16 protein-coding genes and 1 pseudogene are annotated in these 20,062 nt (G+C 70.6%); 12 read left to right on the forward strand and 5 right to left on the reverse strand.

Annotated elements, in window-relative coordinates; translation table 11 throughout:
* The first annotated feature begins 402 nt into the window (after positions 1-402).
* Positions 403-750, forward strand: coding sequence for a PadR family transcriptional regulator (locus OG823_RS33390; RefSeq protein WP_371484091.1), 348 nt, complete (start codon positions 403-405; stop codon positions 748-750).
* Positions 747-1,721, forward strand: a complete 975-nt coding sequence (locus OG823_RS33395; RefSeq protein ID WP_371484093.1) for a hypothetical protein — start codon at positions 747-749, stop codon at positions 1,719-1,721. Before OG823_RS33390 ends, OG823_RS33395 begins: the two co-directional genes overlap by 4 nt.
* A 285-nt stretch (positions 1,722-2,006) precedes the next feature.
* Here the strand turns inward: OG823_RS33395 and OG823_RS33400 are convergent, their stop codons facing one another.
* Positions 2,007-2,921, reverse strand: a complete 915-nt coding sequence (locus OG823_RS33400; protein ID WP_371484095.1) for a helix-turn-helix domain-containing protein — start codon at positions 2,919-2,921, stop codon at positions 2,007-2,009.
* 284 nt (positions 2,922-3,205) lie between these two features.
* Here OG823_RS33400 and OG823_RS33405 point away from each other — a divergent pair, with 284 nt between their 5' ends.
* From OG823_RS33405 to OG823_RS33415, 3 genes are all read left to right on the forward strand, one after another.
* Positions 3,206-4,168, forward strand: coding sequence for an SMP-30/gluconolactonase/LRE family protein (locus OG823_RS33405; protein WP_371484097.1), 963 nt, complete (start codon positions 3,206-3,208; stop codon positions 4,166-4,168).
* Positions 4,169-4,228: 60 nt separating this feature from the next.
* Positions 4,229-4,774 (forward strand): SRPBCC family protein, encoded by a 546-nt coding sequence (locus tag OG823_RS33410; protein ID WP_371484099.1) that lies wholly within the window; start codon positions 4,229-4,231, stop codon positions 4,772-4,774.
* A gap of 481 nt (positions 4,775-5,255) precedes the next feature.
* Positions 5,256-5,666: a VOC family protein gene (locus tag OG823_RS33415; protein ID WP_371484100.1), complete on the forward strand. Its 411-nt coding sequence runs from the start codon at positions 5,256-5,258 to the stop codon at positions 5,664-5,666.
* A 1,172-nt stretch (positions 5,667-6,838) separates the two neighbouring features.
* On the opposite strand, the gene OG823_RS33420 is transcribed toward OG823_RS33415, so the two are convergent.
* On the reverse strand, positions 6,839-7,393 hold the full coding sequence (locus OG823_RS33420; protein WP_371484101.1) for a hypothetical protein: 555 nt from the start codon (positions 7,391-7,393) through the stop codon (positions 6,839-6,841).
* Between the two features lie 26 nt (positions 7,394-7,419).
* A complete protein-coding gene (locus OG823_RS33425) occupies positions 7,420-8,130 on the reverse strand; it encodes a hypothetical protein (RefSeq protein ID WP_371484103.1) in 711 nt (236 codons plus the stop codon).
* Positions 8,131-8,224: 94 nt separating this feature from the next.
* Here OG823_RS33425 and OG823_RS33430 point away from each other — a divergent pair, with 94 nt between their 5' ends.
* Both OG823_RS33430 and rho read left to right on the forward strand, forming a co-directional pair.
* Complete coding sequence (locus OG823_RS33430) at positions 8,225-9,199, forward strand: GNAT family N-acetyltransferase (RefSeq protein WP_371484104.1); 975 nt, start codon at positions 8,225-8,227, stop codon at positions 9,197-9,199.
* A 1,021-nt stretch (positions 9,200-10,220) separates the two neighbouring features.
* Positions 10,221-11,639, forward strand: a complete 1,419-nt coding sequence (rho, locus tag OG823_RS33435) for a transcription termination factor Rho (RefSeq protein WP_371484105.1) — start codon at positions 10,221-10,223, stop codon at positions 11,637-11,639.
* 130 nt (positions 11,640-11,769) lie between these two features.
* Here the strand turns inward: rho and OG823_RS33440 are convergent.
* Positions 11,770-11,879, reverse strand: a pseudogene (locus OG823_RS33440) (aminoglycoside phosphotransferase family protein); the annotation flags it as partial.
* 395 nt (positions 11,880-12,274) lie between these two features.
* Between OG823_RS33440 and OG823_RS33445 the strand changes: the two are divergent.
* From OG823_RS33445 to OG823_RS33460, 4 genes are all read left to right on the forward strand, one after another.
* Positions 12,275-12,922, forward strand: coding sequence for a dihydrofolate reductase family protein (locus OG823_RS33445; RefSeq protein ID WP_371484106.1), 648 nt, complete (start codon positions 12,275-12,277; stop codon positions 12,920-12,922).
* A 236-nt stretch (positions 12,923-13,158) separates the two neighbouring features.
* On the forward strand, positions 13,159-14,523 hold the full coding sequence (locus tag OG823_RS33450; protein ID WP_371484107.1) for a glutamate decarboxylase: 1,365 nt from the start codon (positions 13,159-13,161) through the stop codon (positions 14,521-14,523).
* 340 nt (positions 14,524-14,863) lie between these two features.
* Complete coding sequence (locus OG823_RS33455; RefSeq protein ID WP_371484108.1) at positions 14,864-16,687, forward strand: glycoside hydrolase family 15 protein; 1,824 nt, start codon at positions 14,864-14,866, stop codon at positions 16,685-16,687.
* A gap of 181 nt (positions 16,688-16,868) precedes the next feature.
* Entirely contained in the window at positions 16,869-17,303 is a 435-nt protein-coding gene (locus OG823_RS33460) for a hypothetical protein (RefSeq protein WP_371484109.1), read from the forward strand.
* 51 nt (positions 17,304-17,354) lie between these two features.
* Here OG823_RS33460 and OG823_RS33465 read toward each other — a convergent pair whose 3' ends face one another.
* Positions 17,355-18,698: a chloride channel protein gene (locus OG823_RS33465; protein ID WP_371484111.1), complete on the reverse strand. Its 1,344-nt coding sequence runs from the start codon at positions 18,696-18,698 to the stop codon at positions 17,355-17,357.
* A gap of 397 nt (positions 18,699-19,095) precedes the next feature.
* Here OG823_RS33465 and OG823_RS33470 point away from each other — a divergent pair, with 397 nt between their 5' ends.
* The gene (locus OG823_RS33470) at positions 19,096-20,052 is read left to right on the forward strand and encodes a cyclase family protein (RefSeq protein WP_371484112.1); all 957 of its coding nucleotides are present in this window, start codon (positions 19,096-19,098) and stop codon (positions 20,050-20,052) included.
* Positions 20,053-20,062 lie beyond the last annotated feature (10 nt).

A 20,062-nucleotide genomic window follows, 5' to 3' on the forward strand; every position in this document is an offset into this window, starting at 1 on the left:
GACCACCACTCCTGATCAGCGTCCCGGCGACGCCACTCTCGACTTCCTGCGTGTTGCCTTCGGGCCGGAGCGGCGCGAGCCCGCGCTCGGCCGTGAAGCAGCTGCGGCCGGTGCGGCCGGTGCGGCACCGGCACTCGGGCAACGAGTGGTGGGCCTGAATCGGCGGGACAGGCCGCTGCTTCCCGGAGTGCCGAGCATCTGGTGCCTGTTGTCGCGAGCGGGCGTCGGTGGAAGACATTCCCGTCCCCGCCCCCGCCCCTGCCCCTGCCCCTGCCCCGTCCCGTCCCTGCCCCGTCCCCGCCCCGTTCCCGCCCCGTCCTCCGACGCCGGTCCTGGCCTTGCCGACCGCCGGCCTATCGTCCGACCATCGACATATTGCGACGGTGGTCCTATGCTCAGGACATGACCAACCGTCAATTACAGGAGCCGACACGGCTCGTGCTCACCGCGCTGGCCGACGCCCCCCGGCACGGTTACGCGATCATCCAAGAGGTACTCGCCATCTCCGACGGCCACAGTCGCCTGAGCACCGGCACCCTCTACACCGCACTCGACCGGCTGCTCCAGCAGGGCCTGGTCAGGATCGAGAGCGAGCAGGTGGTCAGCGGACGGCTGCGCCGCACGTTCGCCCTGACCGACCAGGGGCAGGACGTGCTGGCGCAGGAGGCCAAACGCCTGCGCGCCGCCGCCGCCGAGGCCGAACGCCGCCTGAAGGCCTCCCGCCTGCGAACGAACGGGGCGACCGCATGAGCGACTCCACGAGCGGCCACGACACCCCGCAGGCGGGCCGCCTGTTGATCGGCCTCTACCCCGCCCGCTACCGGGCCGCCCACGGTGAGGACATCCAGGCCACCTTCGCCGAGGCCGTCGAAGGCCGACCACGACACGCGGTACTCCGGGAGTGCCGTGACCTCGCCACCCACGCCCTGCGCCTGCGGCTGAGGATCGGCCCCACCGACGCGCCCGGCCGCCTGCTCGCCGGAGCGGCGCCGGTGGCACTCGCCCTCGCGGCCGGCTGCGCCCTGTCCTACCTGCTGCCCCAGCTGCACGAGCTGGTTCACCGGATCCGGTACCCGTACCCCAACCTCGGTCTCGGTTACGCCGTCCTGAACGCGGTCCTCGCGGTGGCCTCCACCATGCCCTGGCTGCTCGCCCTCGCGTTCGCCGTGTCGGGCCGGTGGCAGGCCGCCCGGGCCACGGGCGCGGCGGCGGTCCTCCTCGGAGCCGGTGCGCTGGCCCTGCTCGCGCCGGCCTCGTACGTCAGGGGGGAGATCGCGTGGATGACGCTGGTCGGGCTCCTGGCGCTGCTCGCACCGGCCGGCCTCGTGGACGTCGCGCAGCGGGGCCGATGGGAGATGGCCGCACTCGCTCTCGCGGTCGCGCTCCCCATGATCGCGGTCGGTCGCTACGGGGCCCAGTACCTTCCGATGCCCATGGAGGGTCTGCTGCCGATCTGGCTCAGCACGGTGACGGCGCCGGTCCTGGCCGTCCGGCTGTCCGGCGGGCGGTCCGACCGGCTCCGGGAACTGGGCGTCGGGCTCGGGGTGCTGCCCTGGCTGATGCCCATCGTGATCGCCGCCCTCTACGGGGCGGTGCCCCTGCCCACCGTGCTCCGATACACGGGAGCCTGCCTCGCGCCGCTCGGCGGGGCCGCCGCGGTGGCCGGAGCGGTCCAGCTCGCCCGCCGCGCCCGGACCGCCGACCCGTCGGACCCCGTCTGACGCCCGATCCGGGTCGGGCGGTCCCCGACGTTCCTCCGGGTTCCGTACGGCTGATCCTGTGACCGTCACATCATCGGATCACGCTGCCCACCTTCGGCCCCGACGTCCAGCGGCAGGGCCGGCCGGTCCACCGGCCGTCGCACTCCAGCCACCACGCCCTGGCCGCGCCGCACGCCCGCCGCCAGGTGACCGGCTGGACCGGGAACCACCACGGGTCGGTCTCCTCCGGCCGCCGGCGCAGATCCGCCCATAGGGCTGTGGCTGCCCGTCGGTCCGCGGTGGTGCTCACACCTCCCGGGCGACGACTGCCTCCCGTGACGGTCCCGCCGCGGCGCCGGCGCCGGTGGCGGTGGCGGTGGCCCGGGCGAGGAGCTCCAGGGCGGCGTGGGAGGCCGATCCGGGGACGGTGGTCATCATCACCAGGGCCTGCTCGGGTTCGGACGCCCCGGTCAGTGTCTGCTGCCTGACCGTCAGCGCGCCGACCAACGGGTGCCGCAACTCGTACTCGGCGGTGTCGCAGGCCCGTACCCGGTGATCCGCCCACAGGCCTGCGAACTCTGGGCTCCGGGTCGTCAGTTCGCCGATGAGCGAGGTGAGTCGGGTGTCCTCGGGATGCCGCCCCGCGACCAGTCGAAGGTTGCCGACCACGGCCCGCGCCTTCGCCGGCCAGTCGGCGTACAGCTCACGGGTGTGGGCGTCCAGGAAGACCAGCCGCGCCATGTTCGGGCGATCCGCCGGGTGCTCGGGGCCGGTCGGATCCACATGCCCGGCCAGCAGCGCGTGTCCGAGCGTGTTCCAGGCCAGCACGTCGCTGCGCCGTCCGGTCACCACGACGGGTACCTCGTGCAGGTTCCGCACCAGGTCGCCGACGGCCGGGGCGAGCCGCTCGGCGGGGGAGCGGCGGACGGCGCCGCGGTGGCGGCAGGCGGTCGCCAGGTCGCGCAGGTGGTGACGCTCCGTCTCGTCCAGGCGCAGGGCGCGGGCGATGGCGTCGAGCACCTCGGCGGAGGCGTGGCAGGAGACGCCCTGTTCCAGGCGGGTGTAGTAGGACGAGCTGACGCCCGCCAGGAGCGCCAGCTCCTCGCGCCGTAGCCCCGGAACCCGCCGGCGATCGCCATAGGTCGCCAGGCCGACGTCCTGGGGCTGCAGTTGGGAACGGCGTGCCTGAAGGAAGGCGCCGAGTCGCCCGTGATCGTCCATGGCCCCGAGTATCCCCTGCCGGTGGCGGGCGCAGCCTGCCCCTGCCGGGGATAGGCAGAGCCGGGGCTGGCTGCCCTGTGACGGCCGGACCCAGAGTGGGGTCTCGACCGGCCCGGGCCGCTCGGCCCTCGGGCAGGACGGACCATGCCGTTCCTCCCGGCCACGGTGTCGGCGGCGTCAGTACCGGCGGGGCCCCCGAGGCCGCCGGCGACGCCGGACCGTGGTGCCGACGGCGATGCCGGACCGGCACCGCACCATCCCCGTTCACGACGCAAGGAAGAAACGTGTCAAAGAAGTTCGCACGGAACATGCTGGTCGCCGCCGTCGCGGTGGCCTCCCTCGCGGTCGGCTCGCCCGTCTCGGCGACGGCTGCCACCACACCGCTGTCACACGCTCGCATCGCCCAGCACTTCGACGTGGCCGACGGCCGGATGCCGGAGAACATCGTCGCGGAGCCGAACGGCACCATCGACCTGGCCTACTCCGCCGCCCGCGAGATCGCCCAGGTCACCCGTACCGGAGCGGTCCGGGTGCTGGCGACGCTGCCCATGCCGTCCGACGACGGCGTGAACACCCCGGCCCTCGGCTTCCCCCTGGTCACCGGCCTGGTCAGGGACACACACGGCACGCTGTACTTCCTGTACGCCACCGGCACCGCCGACCTCACCGGCGTCTGGCGGCTCACTCCCGGCGGCGCCCCGCAGCGGATCGCCGCACTGCCGGCCGACGGCCTGCCCAACGGCCTGGCCCTGGACGCCGGCGTGCTCTACGTCACCGACTCCGTTCGCGGTGTCATCTGGCGCGTACCGGCCCGCGGCGGAGAGGCGGCGCTCTGGGCGGGCGGCCCGGAGCTGGCCTCGACGGGCTTCCTCGGCGCCAACGGCCTGAAGGTGCACAACGGCGCGCTGTGGGCGTCCAACATGGACAAGGGCACCGTGGTCCGGATCCCGCTGAGGGAGAACGGCACGGCTGGTCCCGCCGAGATCAGGGCCGAGCACCTGCCAGGAATCGACGACTTCGCCTTCGTCGGCCGCGGCGACCGGATCCTCGCCGCCCTCGACCAGTCGAACCAGGTCGCGCTGGTGGAGCCCGACGGGACCCACACCATCGTGCTCAGCGCCCAGGACGGCCTGCAGAATCCGACGGCCCTCGCCGTACGCGGCGACACCGTGTACGTGACCTCGGCCGCCTACCTCACCCACCAGGACCCCAACCTGCTCACCGCGCGCATCCAGTCGCGCGGCTGACGACCCGCCACCACACCGGGGCCCGGCGACCGCCGGGCCCCGCTCAGCCAGGGAGATCCTGTGAGCATCACGACCCCCGACCACGACACCCCCGACCCCGGCACCCTCGCCCCCGACACTCTCGACGCCGACACCTTCGGACGCCTGGACCCTGCGGACTTCCGCTTCACCCGGAAGGCGTGGATCGCGGCCGACCCGTCCCGGGTCTACGACCTGGTCAGCGACGTGTCGATGATCGGCACCTGGAGTCCGAGCGCGAGCACCGCGAGCTACGAGGACGGCGCCGGCCCCCGGGCCGGTGCCTGGTTCAGCGGCCGCAACCGGCGAGGCGACCGCGAGTGGACCAGCCGCTCGCAGGTGGTACGGGCCGAACCCGGCGAGGAGTTCGCCTTCGTCGTGGACGGACTCGTCCGCTGGCGGTGGACCCTCCGCGCGCTCGGCACCGGCACCGTGGTGGAGCAGTCCTGGCAACTCCTGCGCCTGGAACCGGTGCTGGGCACGACCCGGGCAGACCTGGAGGCACTGCTCGCGCACATGGCGGACAGCGTGGAGCGCACGCTGGTCTCCCTCGGTCGCTGGGTCGCCGAGGACGGCGGCAACGGCTGACCTGCGAGGTGCACCCCGGGCGGGGCCCCGGTCCGTAGCGGCCCCGCCCGCCCCCACCGGGACGTCGAGGTCGACGACCCCACCCCCGCACGACCACCCGGAAGAGGCCGAGGTACCTCACCCGTAGGCTGTACGAGGCACGGGACGCCGGAGCCACGCGGGCTGAGCAGGAGCGGATCCTCGCCGAGGGCCTGCGCGAGCACAACCTCACGGGCAGCGGGCAGCGGGCAGCGGGCGCCGGGAACGGGGAACGGGCACCGTGCCGGCCACCGCGAAGTTGACTCGGACGACGCCGTCCGGCTGGACGTGGAGCTGTGGGGCCTGCTCGGCGTCCGCGTGGTCGCCACAGCAGATGGTGCTCGGGCAGTGAGGACGTCGGTCGGCGCCTGAGCGATCGCGTCGACGGCCGGGATGTCAGTCCCGTGTGTGAGTATCTGCGCGACCGAAGTCATCGTCCTCGTCGTGGAAGGAAACACCGCCCATGGTTGTCTGGCCCGGAGGCATCCAAGCCGTCACCCTGTTCGTGGAGGACCTCGTGAAGGCGAAGGAGTTCTATCGGGAGGTGTTCGAGCTCCCGGTCCACTTCGAGAACGAGAACTCGGCCGTCTTCCGGTTCGGCGGGACCATGATCAACCTGTTGGCGGTCGCCTCCGCCCCCGCGCTCGTGGCTCCCGCCCCCGTCGCCTCCCCGGACCAGGGCGTGCGCACGCAGTTCACCCTGGAGGTCACGGACGTGGACCAGGTGTGCCGGCGTCTGGCCGAGCGAGGTGTCGGCCTGCTCAACGGACCCGTGGACCGGCCATGGGGACTTCGCACGGCGAGCTTCCGCGATCCGGGCGGCCACATCTGGGAGATCGCCGCGCCCAGCGCGCCGGGCCGGGCCGACGGGTAGGACTGTCGGTGGGACGAAACTCGGGTTTCGGGAGACTCGGCGATCCTGGGAACCGAGGCCTGGGGCGCTTTTGACGCTGGCCTGACGGACGGTCACCGTCCGCTCAGGGGCGGGAAGCCGGGTACGCGGCAGCGTGCTCGCTGCGGATGTATTGCCCTCCACTCCCTCCGGCGGCATGCTCGAATGCACACCGGATTCGACACCAGGGGGCCCAGGTGGACGACATCGACCGCCGAAACCGGCGAGGCGGAATCGGCTGCCTCCTCCTCGCCATCCTCATCGCTGCCGCCGTCATCGCCTTCCTCATATGGGCCTGGAACCATCCTGGGGAGGGAAACACGCCCAGCTACTGGCACTAGGCGCGCTTCAGAAGGCGATCAAGACCACTCCTGCGATCGCCACGATGGTCGAACTGAACTGCCACCCCTCACGCTTCCCCAATTGCTCGCAAAACAGATGAAGTTCACCTCAATCCGAAGATGAGATCGAAAGATCGTCGGCGCCCTCCGGCCGGCGCTGGTATGAATGCGCCATGGCGGGAGAACTGTGGACGTCGGCGATCTCACTGGTCGGCGTTGCTCTGGGTGGTGGATTGGCGTCGCTGACACAGCGGGCAGGGCAGTGTTCAGCGGACCGAGTCGAGGAACGTCGGCAGGCCTCGGCCAGAGCGGAAGCACGCTGAGCCGAACAACTCCAGACCCTTATACAGTTCATCGGGTACGCACAGGATGCGGAGAAGCTCGCCTACGCCCGCCCGGTGGATTGGGCCGCAGGCGATGAGTGGCACGCCGAGGCCCAGGCCGCCATGGCTGGGCTCTCTGGGTCGCCGAGAGGAGCATCCTGCTGCTTTGCGCCACCGTGGTCCACATTCCCGCGACCGCCTACGCGCGCGCCTTGAACCACGCCGCGTGGCGGGAACTCGCCGAGACCACGGTGACGGACCATCTTGAACAGCACAAGGCTGCCTTCCTCGCCTCGGCACGCGACAGTTTGACCTGAAGCTTCCCGGACGTCAGGGCCACTCGTTGATCGTGGCGACGGTGACAGTGGCCTCGTAGCGGACGGCGGGTTTGTCGTAGCGGGTCCCGGCAGCCCGGTGCCTTTTGAGACGACTGAGCCCGCACTCGACAACAGAGCTTTCGCAACAGGCCCCAGGTCCGGCTGCCTGCCGCTCAGGGAGCGTCCGGCGACGTGTCGATGGATGCTGCGAAGGCCGCGAGGGTAGTGAAGTCGGCGTTCCGCAGACCGATCCGCGGATTGACGTGATGGAGCAAGGCGGGTGCGTGGTGGTTGGCAGCCACGTGTGCATGATCCGCGTGGCCCTGTTCGTCGTCCACCCAAGCGAACGGTCGGCCGTTGGCGTACTCCACCAACGGCTCGGACTTCCAATGAACGCCATCAGGGCGCTCGTTGAGCAGGGCGCTACCGAAGTCGACGAACGGCAGTTCCGGCAGACCGAGCACAGGTCCGATCCATTTGTTCGCGTCACTCATCCAGGTTGTGGCCCAGCAGATCTCGTAGCCGAGAGCCAGCAGCGCACGCCCGTGGTCTGGGTTGAGCCATACCCGGAGTGGCCGCACATGGGTCCGTAGTCTCCCGGGCTCCCCAGCTGCCCCGGTCTCCTGTGGGACTCGGAGGGTGGTGTAGCCCTCGGGGCGCTTCTCGGGCTTTGCCGCATACGGATTCAGGGGTCCGTCGACATCCAGGAACAGCAACGGCCGACTCATGGCACCCCCGAATGTGCGCTCCCGATCTACTGCGTCGCCGAAGCATACCCGTCTTCATATATCACTGGCGCGTCCGGCGATCCGGGTGAATCGGGGTTCCCGCGATCGACCGCCGGGGCGGTGCGGGCTGTGGCGGAGTCCATCTGGGCGAGCTTGTCCTCGGCGCCGGCGAGGCCGGCTTCGAGGCCTTCGACCTCGCCGAGCCAGCCTTCCCGCTCGGCTTCGGCGATGCAGTCGATGGGGTTGTCGCGGATCTGGACGAGCCTGGGACGCTCTGTTCCGTGGAGCAGGGGCAGAAGCCCCTGTCGCTGCTGATCACCGCCGGCCACTGGTACGACAGCCCGCGGTTCCAGGCCGTCCTTGAACGCATCCGCGTCCCCCGTGCGGGGCCGGGACTGCCTCGGACCAACCTGGGTGATCCCGGCCGACAAGGGCCGCCAAGGGCCTTGCTGGCGGAGAGCCCGAGCAGCTGTGCGCCGAGTTGGGGCGTGCATCCGGTCCGCCAGGCCCGGTGCAACACCTGTGATCCCGCCTCCACGTCCACCGAGCGCAAGCTGCTGCGGATGCGCCAATGGACCGAGGCGATCTTCGACATCCTCAAGGGTCAGCTGACGCTCGAACAGCACGGCGCCCGCACCCACGGCGGCGTCTCCGCCCGAATCGGAGCGACTGCCGGGCATGGTCGCCGCGATCTGGCACCACACCAGAACCGGCGCCACCAGCAAACGATCACTCATCGCCCATGGCCACTGACCAGCCCGAGCATCGGACTCCATCACCGGGCCTTAAATCGGAATGACAGCTCCCGCCAGGCTCCATAAGGTTGCGATCATGACTGTCGAATCGCAGAACCTCAGTTGGCGCCCGATGACCGTGTCCGACGGCGCGGCGATGGCCGACCTCCTGAACGCGATCGACGCCGAGGACCACGTCTGGGGGCAGTACACCGCGGAGGACGCGGCCGAGGAGCTGGACTCGCCGGTCGACGACCTCCCGACGTCCACTCTGGCGGTGTTCGACGGCGCGACGATGCTCGGCTTCTCGGCGGTCCATTACAAGCCGATGGCCGAGATCGTCCACCGGGTGCAGGCGGCCGGCGCCGTCCGTCCCACCCATCGTCGCCAGGGGCTCGGGATGAAGCTCCTCCGCCACGGGCTGGCGACCGCCGAGGCGCTGCACGAACTGCATCACCCCACGCTCCAGCTGGTCGTCGAATCCGTCTACGGCGAGCATGTTCACGGGGCCGTCGCCCTGTACCGTGCGGCAGGCATGACGGCGACGAAGTGGGGCCGACACATGAGGCATCCGCTCGGCACCGCCATTCAGGACGCCCCTGTCCCCGACGGCCTGCGGATCGAGGGCTACACGGCCGAGACCGACGAGGAGTTCCGTACGGTCCGCAACGAGGCCGTCCAGAAGGACGTGGGTAGGTCGCAGCTCAGCGCCGAGGAGTGGAAGGTCTGGGCCGTGAACGCGAGCTTCCGGCCCGAGCTGAGCTTCCTGCTCCGTGACGTCGGGACCGGGACGGCGGCCGGGATCCTCCTGGTGGTCTCGTGGGAGGCGGAGACGGCTGCGCACGGCATCCGTGACGCGTACTTCAGGGTCATCGCCACGCGGCCCGCGTACAAGGAGCGCGGCGTGGCCGAAGCCCTGATCTCACACACGCTTCGGGCCGCGCAGGACCAGGGTTACGGACGGGCCAGCATCAGGGTCGACGCCGATGGTTCGAGCACGGAGTCCGGAATTTACGAGAGTGCCGGGTTCGTCACCCAGGACACCCAGGTCCACTACTGCATCGAACTCTGAGGCACCCCACCCACAGCCCACTGACCCGCACCGACGTGCGCGTCGGTGGGCTGATCGCGCCGGCGCTCGTCGACGTGGTCGGACACGGCGCCGCCCTGAACGGTCGGCGTCGTCCGGTCGGCGTCCCGGCCCGCCGGGGCATGGTGGAAGGGGGCCGCCTCCGGGTCGAGCTCCAGGCGCCCGTCCTGCAGCCGAGACCGGCGGACCGCAGTGCTGTGGACGGCCGTGCCGGGGGAGGTGATGGCCCGGCCGCGTCCCGGATGATGCCGGGGATCTCGGGCATCGTCGGGCCGTGTGTGCGGTTGCTCATCAAAGGGGCCGGCGAAGGCGGCAGCGGCGGGTCGTCAGTAGTGCCGGGCCGGTGCAGCTCCCGGACCGCGCGCGCTGTGCTGGTGGAGCCGGTACGAAACCTCCGGGTCGCTCGGTCCCGCGTTCATCCTCGGGGCCCCGCTGTGCTGTGACAGCGTAGGTGACTGGCATCTGTTTGCGCGCTCTGCAAGGGGGCGCTATAGTATCGAGTTGTCCGACACGTGAGTTCGCCTGAACATTCGGCGAGCCCGGCACTCCGCAGCCATCCGGCTACAACGGCGGAGCCCGCGCCAGGTCCTCGGAGGCCTGACGGGCACGGACAGGTTGTCGACTGAGAGCCGTCGATCCCGTCCCTGCTGCACACCCGTGACATCGCCCGAGAAGTCGGCCCGTCGCAGCTCTCGCGGGCGTGCACGGTCGCATCCGGCTTGTCGGATCAGCCGCTCAGGCAGGAACGGCAGTGATCCCACCGCGAACCGATCGCGTTGAGTGGGGTCACCCGTTACCAGCCACCTGGTGACGGCAGTCGCGGCCCCAAGGCCACGGGCCTGAGCACCATCGTGCCTCGCGCGGCCCATCAGCGCTGCCCCCGGACGCCGAGAGCACACCGGCCGGGGCATCCCGCCCTTCACGTCGCGCTGTCGCGACCGATACAGCAGCGTCCACTCGGCGCCGCTTCACCTCAATCCCTCGTCAACCGGAGAACCTTCTCGTGAGTACAGCAACCGAACCCTCACCCACATCCTGGACCACCGCGTCCGAGCCGCATGCGACAGGCGTCGAGCTGGACAGCCTGCTGAAGCCCGACCTCCAGCAACTCGCCCTCACCCTCGGCGTCCCAGGCTCCGTCCGGCTACGCAAGGGCGAGCTCGTCGAGGCGATCACCGCCACGCGCTCCGCCGGCCTTCCGACGTCCGATCAACGGCCCATGACCACTGCCGGCGACGGCACTCGACCTGCCCCGCCGGCGCAGCGGACCGGTAGCCGGTCGCAGGCGCCCGCCGTTGCGGACGGCGACCTCGTGCCGGTCGCCGGTGTTCTGGACATCCGCGACGGCCACGCCGTTCTGCGTACCTCCGGCTACCTTCCCGGCCGCACCGACCAGCACGTGTCCACCGCCCAGGTCCGGGCCCTCGACCTGCGGCCCGGTGACGTACTGACCGGTTCCACCCACGTCGGCGCCGACCGCCGGCCGTCCCTGGCCGGTATCGACACGGTCAACGGCCGCGCTGCGGACGGGCCGCGACACCGGCCCCGGTTCACCGAACTGACGCCGTTGTACCCGCAGGAGCGCCTGCACCTGGAAACGGACCCGAAGCAGCTGACCGGCCGAGTCATCGACCTCGTCGCGCCGATCGGTAAAGGCCAGCGCGGCCTGCTCGTCGCCCCGCCGAAGACCGGCAAGACGATGATCATGCAAGCGATCGCGGCAGCGGTCACCCGCAACCACCCCGAGGCCCACCTGATGGTCGTCCTGGTCGACGAGCGCCCCGAGGAGGTCACCGACATGCAGCGCTCCGTGAAGGGCGAGGTCATCGCCTCCACCTTCGACCGGCCCGCCCGCGACCACATCGCCATCGCCGAACTCGCCATCGAGCGCGCCAAGCGCCTTGTCGAACTCGGCCACGACGTCGTCGTCCTGCTCGACTCGATCACCCGGCTCGCCCGCGCCTACAACACCGCAGCCCCCGTCACCGGCCGCACCCTCACCGGTGGCCTCGACTCCGCCGCGATCCACCATCCGAAGAAGCTCTTCGGTGCGGCGCGCAACATCGAGAACGGCGGCTCACTGACCATCGTGGCCACCGCCCTGGTCGACACCGGCTCCCGCATGGACGACCTGGTCTTCGAGGAGTTCAAGAGCACCGGGAACATGGAACTGCGGCTGGACCGCCGCCTCGCGGACAAGCGGATCTTCCCAGCCGTCGACATCCGCGCCTCCGGCACACGCCGCGAGGAACTCCTCCTCGGCCCCGCCCGCACCTCCGCCACCTGGACCCTGCGCCGGGTCCTCAGCGGCCTGGACTCCCAGCCGGCCACCGAGCTGCTCCTGGAGCGGCTGAAGCGAACCAGCACCAACTCCGACCTCCTCCGCCAGGTGACTGCCGGCTCCCCGGCCCACCCGAAGTGATCGGTGCGGGGCCGCATGCTGACCGGACCAGCCAGGAGCGCCTGCATCACACCGCGGCCGTCGACCACGAAGTGTCGTTCGGCGCCGGCGCAGCGGAGGCCGGTTCGGCAGGCAGCAGGCAGCAGGCCGCAGCCAACCGGGGCAGGACGTCACAGGGCAACAGGCGCAGAGTGAGCTTGTTCGAGTCAAGAGGAACGATCGCGTCGTCCACTGGTAGGCCAGTGATGGGGCGGTCGACATGGCCGCGGCCACCGCACGCGGGATCTCTGACGCCTGTATCGTCGCCTGGCCCCTCTCCCTTGAGCGCTGCCGTGACTTCCCGAGCGGTGCAACCCACGCACCGTACCAAGCTGTCGGGGACCTCTCCTGGCGACGGCGGTCCACTGCAGGACAGGAGCTCGCTGCCCCAGCGCCTCGCCTTCACGGTCCGGATGACGGCCGGCCAGTACGTCTGCCCCTTCGGGTCGGAGAAGGATTCCGCCGGTGCCCGTCGTGGGTTCATCCCGCGCTCGGACGGCACTGAGGAGCGACAGACCATCCCGTCGAGCGAATGCACGATGCGGCGATGAGCTTTCCCGGCCCGGCCGGTCTACCGTTCGTCAAGTGATCAGGAAGCGCGAAGCAGGAGGACGGACATGAGTCAGTTGCTGCGGGTCCACAACTTCACCGTTTCGAGCGACGGGTTCGGTGCCGGCGAGGGTCAGACTCTCGAAAGGCCGTTCGGCCATGCCGACCCGGGGAAGATGTTCGCCTGGGCCATGGCCACCGACCACCCACCCATCAAACGCTCCGAACGGGGTGGCAGCCGAGGTCTGGACGACTACATGACGCGGGACTACGCCCGCAATGTCGGTGCCGAGATCATGGGCCGAAACAAGTTCGGGCCGCAGCGCGGGCCCTGGCAGGACCACGAGTGGCAGGGGTGGTGGGGCGAGGAACCTCCCTTCCACACGCCGGTGTTCGTCATGACGCACCACAAGCGCCCGTCGTTCACGCTCTCCGACACCACCTTCCACTTCGTCGACGGCGAACCGGCCGAGGTGCTCGCCCGGGCGAAGGAGGCGGCACAGGGGCAGGACGTCCGGCTCGGCGGTGGGGCCACGATCATTCGGCAGTTCATCGAGGCCGACCTCGTCGACACCCTGCATGTGGCGGTCCTGCCGACGAAGCTCGGCTCCGGGGCCCGGCTGTGGACGTCCCCGGATGAGCTGCTCGACCGCTTCCACCAGGACGTCGTGCCCAGCACGAGCGGTGTGACACACCGCCTGTTCTGGCGGAAGTGAGGCCGGACCAGCCGACCGGCGCGCTGGGCCCGGGCGAGTGCGGTGCGGGTACTGGTCGAGCCGTGGGCGTTCGCCCTTCACGACACCATGCGGGCCTGACGCCCGCTCCGGAGCGCCCACAGTGCGGTCGCCAGGTCACACGTCACCCGGGAAGGATAGGCCGTTCGGGTGCCTTTCGAGTCCGGTGTACGAGTCCTGCGCATGGCTCCCGACCGGGCGGTGGTTGAGTCACCGGCATGACCAAGAGTGACATCGCGGCCCTGTTCGGCAACCGCTTCCTGACCGTGCCCGCTCCCTCGGAGACCTTTCCCGAGGAGGGCATGACCGCGACGGACGCCATGCGCCTGGTGGATGAGGACCTCGTCATGGAGGGCGACCCGCAGCGCAACCTCGCCACGTTCGTCACCACGTGGATGGAGCCGGAGGCGCAGCGGATCATCGCGGAGAACCTCCATCGGAACTTCATCGATCACGCGGAGTACCCCATCTCCGCCGAGATCGAGCAGCGCTGCGTGCGGATGCTCGCCGATCTCTTCCACGCGCCGGGCAGGACCACCGGGTGCCGGACTCAGGGCTCGTCCGAGGCGATCATGCTCGGCGCGCTGTCGCTGAAGTGGAAGTGGCGGGAGCGCCGCAAGGCGGCCAACCTGTCGGCGGAGCGGCCCAATCTGGTCTTCGGCGGTGACGTCCATGTCGTGTGGGAGAAGTTCTGCCGCTACTTCGACGTCGAGCCTCGGATCGTGCCGCTCGCCGAGGACAAGTACACGATCGGCCCGGAGGACGTGGAGCCCCACCTCGACGAGAACACGATCGGCGTCGTCGCCGTCCTCGGCACCACGTTCACGGGCCACATGGACGACGTCGTCGGGATCGACAAGCTCCTGCGGGAGATCCGTAAGAAGCGGGACCTGGACATTCCGATCCACGTCGACGCCGCCAGCGGCGGCTTCGTGTGGCCCTTCCTCTACCCGGACTCGAAGTGGGACTTCCGGCTGGAGCAGGTCCGGTCGATCAACGTCTCGGGGCACAAGTACGGCCTGGTCTACCCCGGCATCGGCTGGCTGGTCTTCCGCGAGGAGTCCGACCTGGCCGAGGATCTCGTGTTCTACGAGAACTACCTGGGCAAGACCGATGCGACGTTCACGCTGAACTTCTCCACCGGCGCGTCCATGGTGCTCGCGCAGTACTACAACTTCGTGCGACTGGGTCGTGAGGGCTACACCTACGTCATGGAGACGATGCAGACCAACGCCCGCGCGCTGGCGGCCAACCTGCGTGACAGCGGCCGCTTCGAGGTGATCGGCAGCGATCTGGAGCAGCTGCCGCTGGTCGCCTTCCGCCTTGCCGGCAAGCATGACTACGACGAGTCCGACATCGCCTGGCAGCTCTCGGCCGAGCGCGGTTGGATGGTTCCGGCGTACACGCTGCCGCCCAACGCGGAGCGGGTGAAGATCCTGCGGGCCCTGGTCAAGGAGACCCTGAGCCGCGACCAGATCGACCGCCTGACGCAGGACATCGCCGATGCGTGTGCCACCCTGGACCGCAAGGGGGCGGCCCACGACATCGAGCGGGCCCAGGTCGAGCGCGGCACCGGTTACTGACAGCCGCAGCCCTCGACTGCCGCCCGTACCTGACCCGGGCAGTTCCTCACCCTGCACGACCTGGCTCAAGCCGCCCCCAGGGAGACTTGATCGGGTATGCCGCGAACGGCGGTCAGCGGCCGAGTGACGGTCCGGCGATCGGGTCGGGGAGTGGCGAGCGGGTCGGGGAGTGGCGATCGGGTCAGGTCCCGATGCGGGCGTGGCTCCAGCCGGCGGCAGACAGTGGCAGCCCGCTGCGGGGGCTGCTTGATCCGCCGCCCGTTCGGCGAGTTGACCGCATTTCATCACCATACGTGGCGGATGATGGGCACACCGTAGCCATTTCGGGGATTGGATGCTCATGGACCGCTACCCTCCGATCGCCGACCACGGACTCGTGGGTGACCTGCAGACCGCGGCCCTGGTGTCGTCCCAGGGTGTCGTCAACTGGTTCTGCTCGCCGAGATTCGACTCGCCGAGCGTCTTCGCCTCGCTGCTCGACCACGACCGCGGTGGGCACTTCCGGTTGGCGCCGGAGCACTCGGACGTGTCGTGCAAGCAGCTCTACTACCCGGACACCGGGGTACTGGTCACCAGGTTCATGTCGCCGGACGGGGTCGGCGAGGTCGTCGACTGGATGCCGGCCAACACGAGCCGGACCCCGACCGACCGCCACAGCCTGATGCGGGTGATCCGGGCCGTGCGCGGCACCGTGCGTTTCGTCCTGGAGTGCCGGCCGCGGTTCGACTACGCCCGCGCCGAACACGAGCTGGAGATGAAATCCCAGGAGGCCGTCTTCCGCGCACCCGGGATCACCGGCCATCTGCAGGCCAGCTTCCCGCTGGAGCGGGACGGGCAGGACGTGCGGGGCTCGGTCGTCCTCACCAGGGGCCAGTCGGCCGCAGCCGTGTTCACCACGTGTGCCGCAGACGGTGCGGTGCCCCCTCCGCTCGTCGTGGAGGACGTCACCGCGAGGCTGTGGCATGAGGTGGACTTCTGGCAGAAGTGGCTGCACAGCTCCCACTACCGGGGGCGGTGGGCCGAGATGGTGAACCGCTCCGCCATCACGATCAAGCTGCTCACCTACCACCCCTCCGGGGCGCCGGTCGCCGCCGCCACCATGGGCCTGCCCGAGCAGGTCGGGGGCGAGCGCAACTGGGACTACCGGTACTCCTGGGTGAGGGACGGCTCGCTCTCCGTGCGGGCCCTGCTCGACCTCGGCTTCGCCGAGGAGGCGTCGGCGTTCACCAAGTGGCTGGGCGACCGGATGCGCGACCGAGCCGACCTGCCCGGCGAGCGTCTCCAGATCATGTACCGGGTCGACGGTGAACCGCATCTGACCGAGGAGATCCTCGACCACCTGGAGGGCTACCGGGGATCGCGTCCGGTGCGGGCCGGCAACGCCGCCGCCGATCAGCTGCAGCTCGACATCTACGGTGAGGCCCTCTACGCCATGGCCGAGGGGATGGACGTCGGCGTGGAGCTCGGCTACCACGGCTGGAAGGGGCTCGCGCGGACCCTGGACTGGCTGTCCGACAACTGGGACCGCCCCGACGAGGGCATCTGGGAGACGCGCGGAGGCCGCAACGACTTCACCTACAGCCGGGTGATGTGCTGGGTCGCCTTCGACCGGGGCATGCGGATGGCGATCGAGCTCAGCCGGCCCGCCGACATCCCGCGTTGGCGGGCCGCCCGCGACGCCATCCTGGAGCAGGTGATGGACAAGGGCTGGAGCCAGTCCGAGCAGGCCCTGGTGCAGCACTACGGCGGCGACGTGCTGGACGCCTCGCTGCTGCTGATCCCACGTGTGGGATTCCTCGCCGCCAAGAGCCCGGGCTGGCTCTCCACCCTGGACGCGATGGAGCGCAAGCTCGTCTCGGACAGCCTCGTCTACCGCTACGACCCGGCCGCCTCCCCGGACGGCCTCCGCGGCTCGGAGGGCACCTTCAGCCTCTGCACCTACCTCTACGTCGACGCCCTGGCCCGGGCCGGGCGGGTCCGCCCTGCCCGCTACACCTTCGAGAAGATGCACACCTACGCCAACCACGTCGGCCTGTTCGCCGAGGAGATCGGTCCGAGCGGTGAACAACTCGGCAACTTCCCACAGGCGTTCACGCACCTGTCGCTCATCATGGCGGCCTCGACCCTGGACGAGGCGATCGACAGGCAGCGCGCCCGGGACTGAGCCGGCGCCGGGGCTCAGCCGTGGCAGAGTCACGGCTGAGGCCCGGCCGGCTCCGCGCCGCACCGCGCCGGCGCGTGTGCGGTTCGGGCGCCGCCGCCCGCGGTTCGAAGGGGTCAGGTGAGTGACACCAACAGCTCACGCTGTCTTGCACGCCGGTGGGCGAGCGGCCTCTGATGGATCCATGCAGCCATCGCCCCCGACTTCGAACACCAATATTCCACCGCTGGAGCGTTCGCACTGGGTTGCCTTCGCCGGAATCCTCCTGATGCTGAGCGGTCTGTTCGACATCATCAACGGGTTCGTCGCGATCCTGGACCACGGCTACTACGAGACCACCGCCAACCACGGCAACCGCTTACTGATCCTCAATTACACGGCCTGGGGGTGGATCTGGGTCGCGGTGGGGATCGCGCAGGTGCTGGCCAGTCTGGGTGTGCTGCTGGGGGTCAGGGCAGCACGGATCACCGGCATCACGCTGGCCTCCTTGTGCCTGGTGGGTCAGATGATGTTCCTCTCGGCCTTCCCCTACTGGTCGCTGTTCACCATGCTGATGTCCGTCCTGGTGATCTACGGACTGCTGGCCGAACCGCGTCACGCCCAGGGCATGCGGGTGTGACCGACGCGCCCGGCGGCCGGCGCGGGGGGTCCCCGGTCCCGAGTTCCCGGCTCACGGGGACGCCGGGGTCGGGGCCTCCACCGCTGCGGGGGCCGGGGTGAGTCGGAGCGTGAGGACGTAGGAGACCGCCACGGCGACGATCACGAGCGGCATCACGGTGAGGCCCTCCAGGCCCAGCAGCAGGGTGGCCAGCAGGACGGCGGTCATCGGCAGTTTCAGCATGGCGACGCACATCGCGCCGACGCCCATCGCGAAGCCGGACGTCACGTCGAGCCCGGGGAGGTGCGCGAGGGCCAGGCCGCCCGCCGCTCCCACGAACATCGAGGGGAAGACGGGGCCGCCGCGGAAAGCGCTGAGCGAGAGGCTGTAGGCGAGCGCCTTGCAGCTGACGAGTACCGCCAGTGTGGCGGCCGTGTAGCCGGACTGACCGGCCAGCAGTGGGCCGAGCGCGCTCTGGCCCGAGTACAGCACGTCGGACGCCGCCTTGCCCGTCCCCTCGGCGTACACCAGCGCGGCCACCCCCACGAGTACGCCGGCCAGGACGGTGGCCACCACGCGCCGTCGCTCGATCCGGGGCTGCAGGAAGAGGGCCGAGCGGTGGATTCCCGTTCCCAGGAGGGCCGAGGCCACCCCGATGGCGAGTGCCCAGCCGAATCCGGCGAGGTCGGGGCGGTCGGCGTGCGGCACCTGGTGGAGGACGAGCGAGTACGTGCCCAGGCCGGTCCAGGACCCGAGGCCGGTGAAGATCAGTGCGCCGACGCCGGCCGCGAGCAGGCCGGGCACCAGCACGATGCCCATCGTCGCGCCACCGAGGCCGGCCGCCTCCATCAGGAGGAACGCGCCGAGCAGCGGGGAGCCGAGCAGTGTGCTGACCGCCGCGAAGCTGCCCGCGGCCCCCAGTACGGCACTTGCGTTCGGCCGGATGTCACGCTTCGCCGCACGGACGGCGAACACCGCCAGGCCGCCGCCGAGCGCGATGAGCGGTGCCTCGGGGCCGAGCACCACGCCTCCCGCGAGGGACGCCACCGCCGCGAGCGCGACGCCGGGCAGTTCGGCCCCCGACGGCGCCTTGTTCGTGACCAGGCCCTCGGCCGGCTTGTGTCCGCCCGACCCCGGCAGGTGGCGGATGGTCAGGGCCACCAGCAGTCCGGTCACGGCGAGCAGCGGGATCGGCCACCAGGACGGCGTCCCGTGGAAGCCGAGGCCCTTGGGAAGGTCGGTGTAGGTCAGTGACTGCAGTTCGGAGACGAGCGCGAGGAAGCCGAACGCCGCTGCCGAGATCGGGACACCGAGCAGCGCGGTGATCACCAGCAGCACCGCGTAGCCGCGGGTGCGGACCAGCGCGAACGGATCCGGCGGCGTGGCGGCGGTCGGTCCGACGGGCGTGGTCTGCATGCTCAGCGTCTCCTCGGTACCGGAAGGCGATCGGACGAACGTCGGTCGACAAGCCTCCAACCGTGCTATCACGGCCTGGCACGGCGCATCGCGACTCCGGTCCGCGCCGGTCCGGCACATCATCGAACGTCATTCCAACGGCCTAGTGACGACCAGGGCGACACGGACGGCAGCGCACGGACGCGCCGCCGGGGAGCCGGACATCCCGCCGGCCGGGGCCGCTTCCGCCGGCTCCGGGGTGACGGAGCCGCCGGCCGGCGCGGCGGGCGCTTGTGCCGGTCCTGGCCGATAGTGGACGCAGTGCCGCCCCGTCTCGGAGAAGCCGTCATGGTGGCGCGCACCCCGCCGGAACTCCTCGACCGGCGACGCGACCGACACGGCCCCAGGAGCGGTGTTCATGGGAGCAGCAGAGAACAGGCCGGACGACGGGCGCCCACCGCGCCCACGCCAGAGCCGTGCCGAGTTCACGGCGCTCTACCGGCGGCTCGCGCAGCCGACCACCAGCGGCTCCCACAGCGCTGTGGCCGCCCGCACACCGGGGCTGGTCCGGGCGGCGGCGGGCGAGGTCAGACTCGGCCGGACGGTGACGATGGCCGCACCGATCGAGACCCGGGCCGCCCCCGACAACCCGCAGCCCGCCGGCCACCGGCTCACCAGCCCGCCCGAGCCCGAAGCCGGGGGAGGCGGGCTGCACTTCGCCACCGACCGGTTCAGCATGAACGTGCACGGCGACGCGGACAGTCACCTCGACGCCCTGTGCCACGTCGTCTACGACGGCACCCTGCACGGGGGCGTCCCAGCGAGCACCGTGACCGCGGAGGGTGCCACCGCCCTGTCCGTCGACCTCGTGCGGAACGGCATCGTCGGCCGCGGCGTACTCCTCGACATCCCTCGGCTGCGAGGCGTGCCGTGGCTGGAGCCGGGCGACCACGTCACCGCCGAAGACCTCCGGGCCGCCGAGGCCGCCCAGCGCGTGCGGGTCGGCGTGGGGGACATCCTCCTCGTGCGCGTCGGCCACCGCCGCCGGCGCATCGAAACAGGGCCCTGGGACGCCGCCCGAGCCCGGGCCGGCCTGCACCCCGAGGCGGTGGAATTCCTCGCCGAGCGCCAAGTGGCCGTGCTGGGCAGCGACGGCAACAACGACACGGCCCCCAGCCCCACCGAGGGCGTGGACTTCCCCGTGCACGTCCTGGGCATCCACGCCCTCGGACTGCACTTCATGGACTACCTGCAGTTCGAGGACCTGGTGCCGCTCTGCGAGGAGGCACACCGCTGGTCGTTCCTCTGCGTCGTCGCGCCCCTGCGGCTCCCCGCGGCCACCGGTTCCCCCGTCAATCCCATCGCCATCCTCTGACCGGTGGGCC

The organism is Kitasatospora sp. NBC_00315 (assembly GCF_041435095.1).
Lineage (GTDB): Bacteria > Actinomycetota > Actinomycetes > Streptomycetales > Streptomycetaceae > Kitasatospora.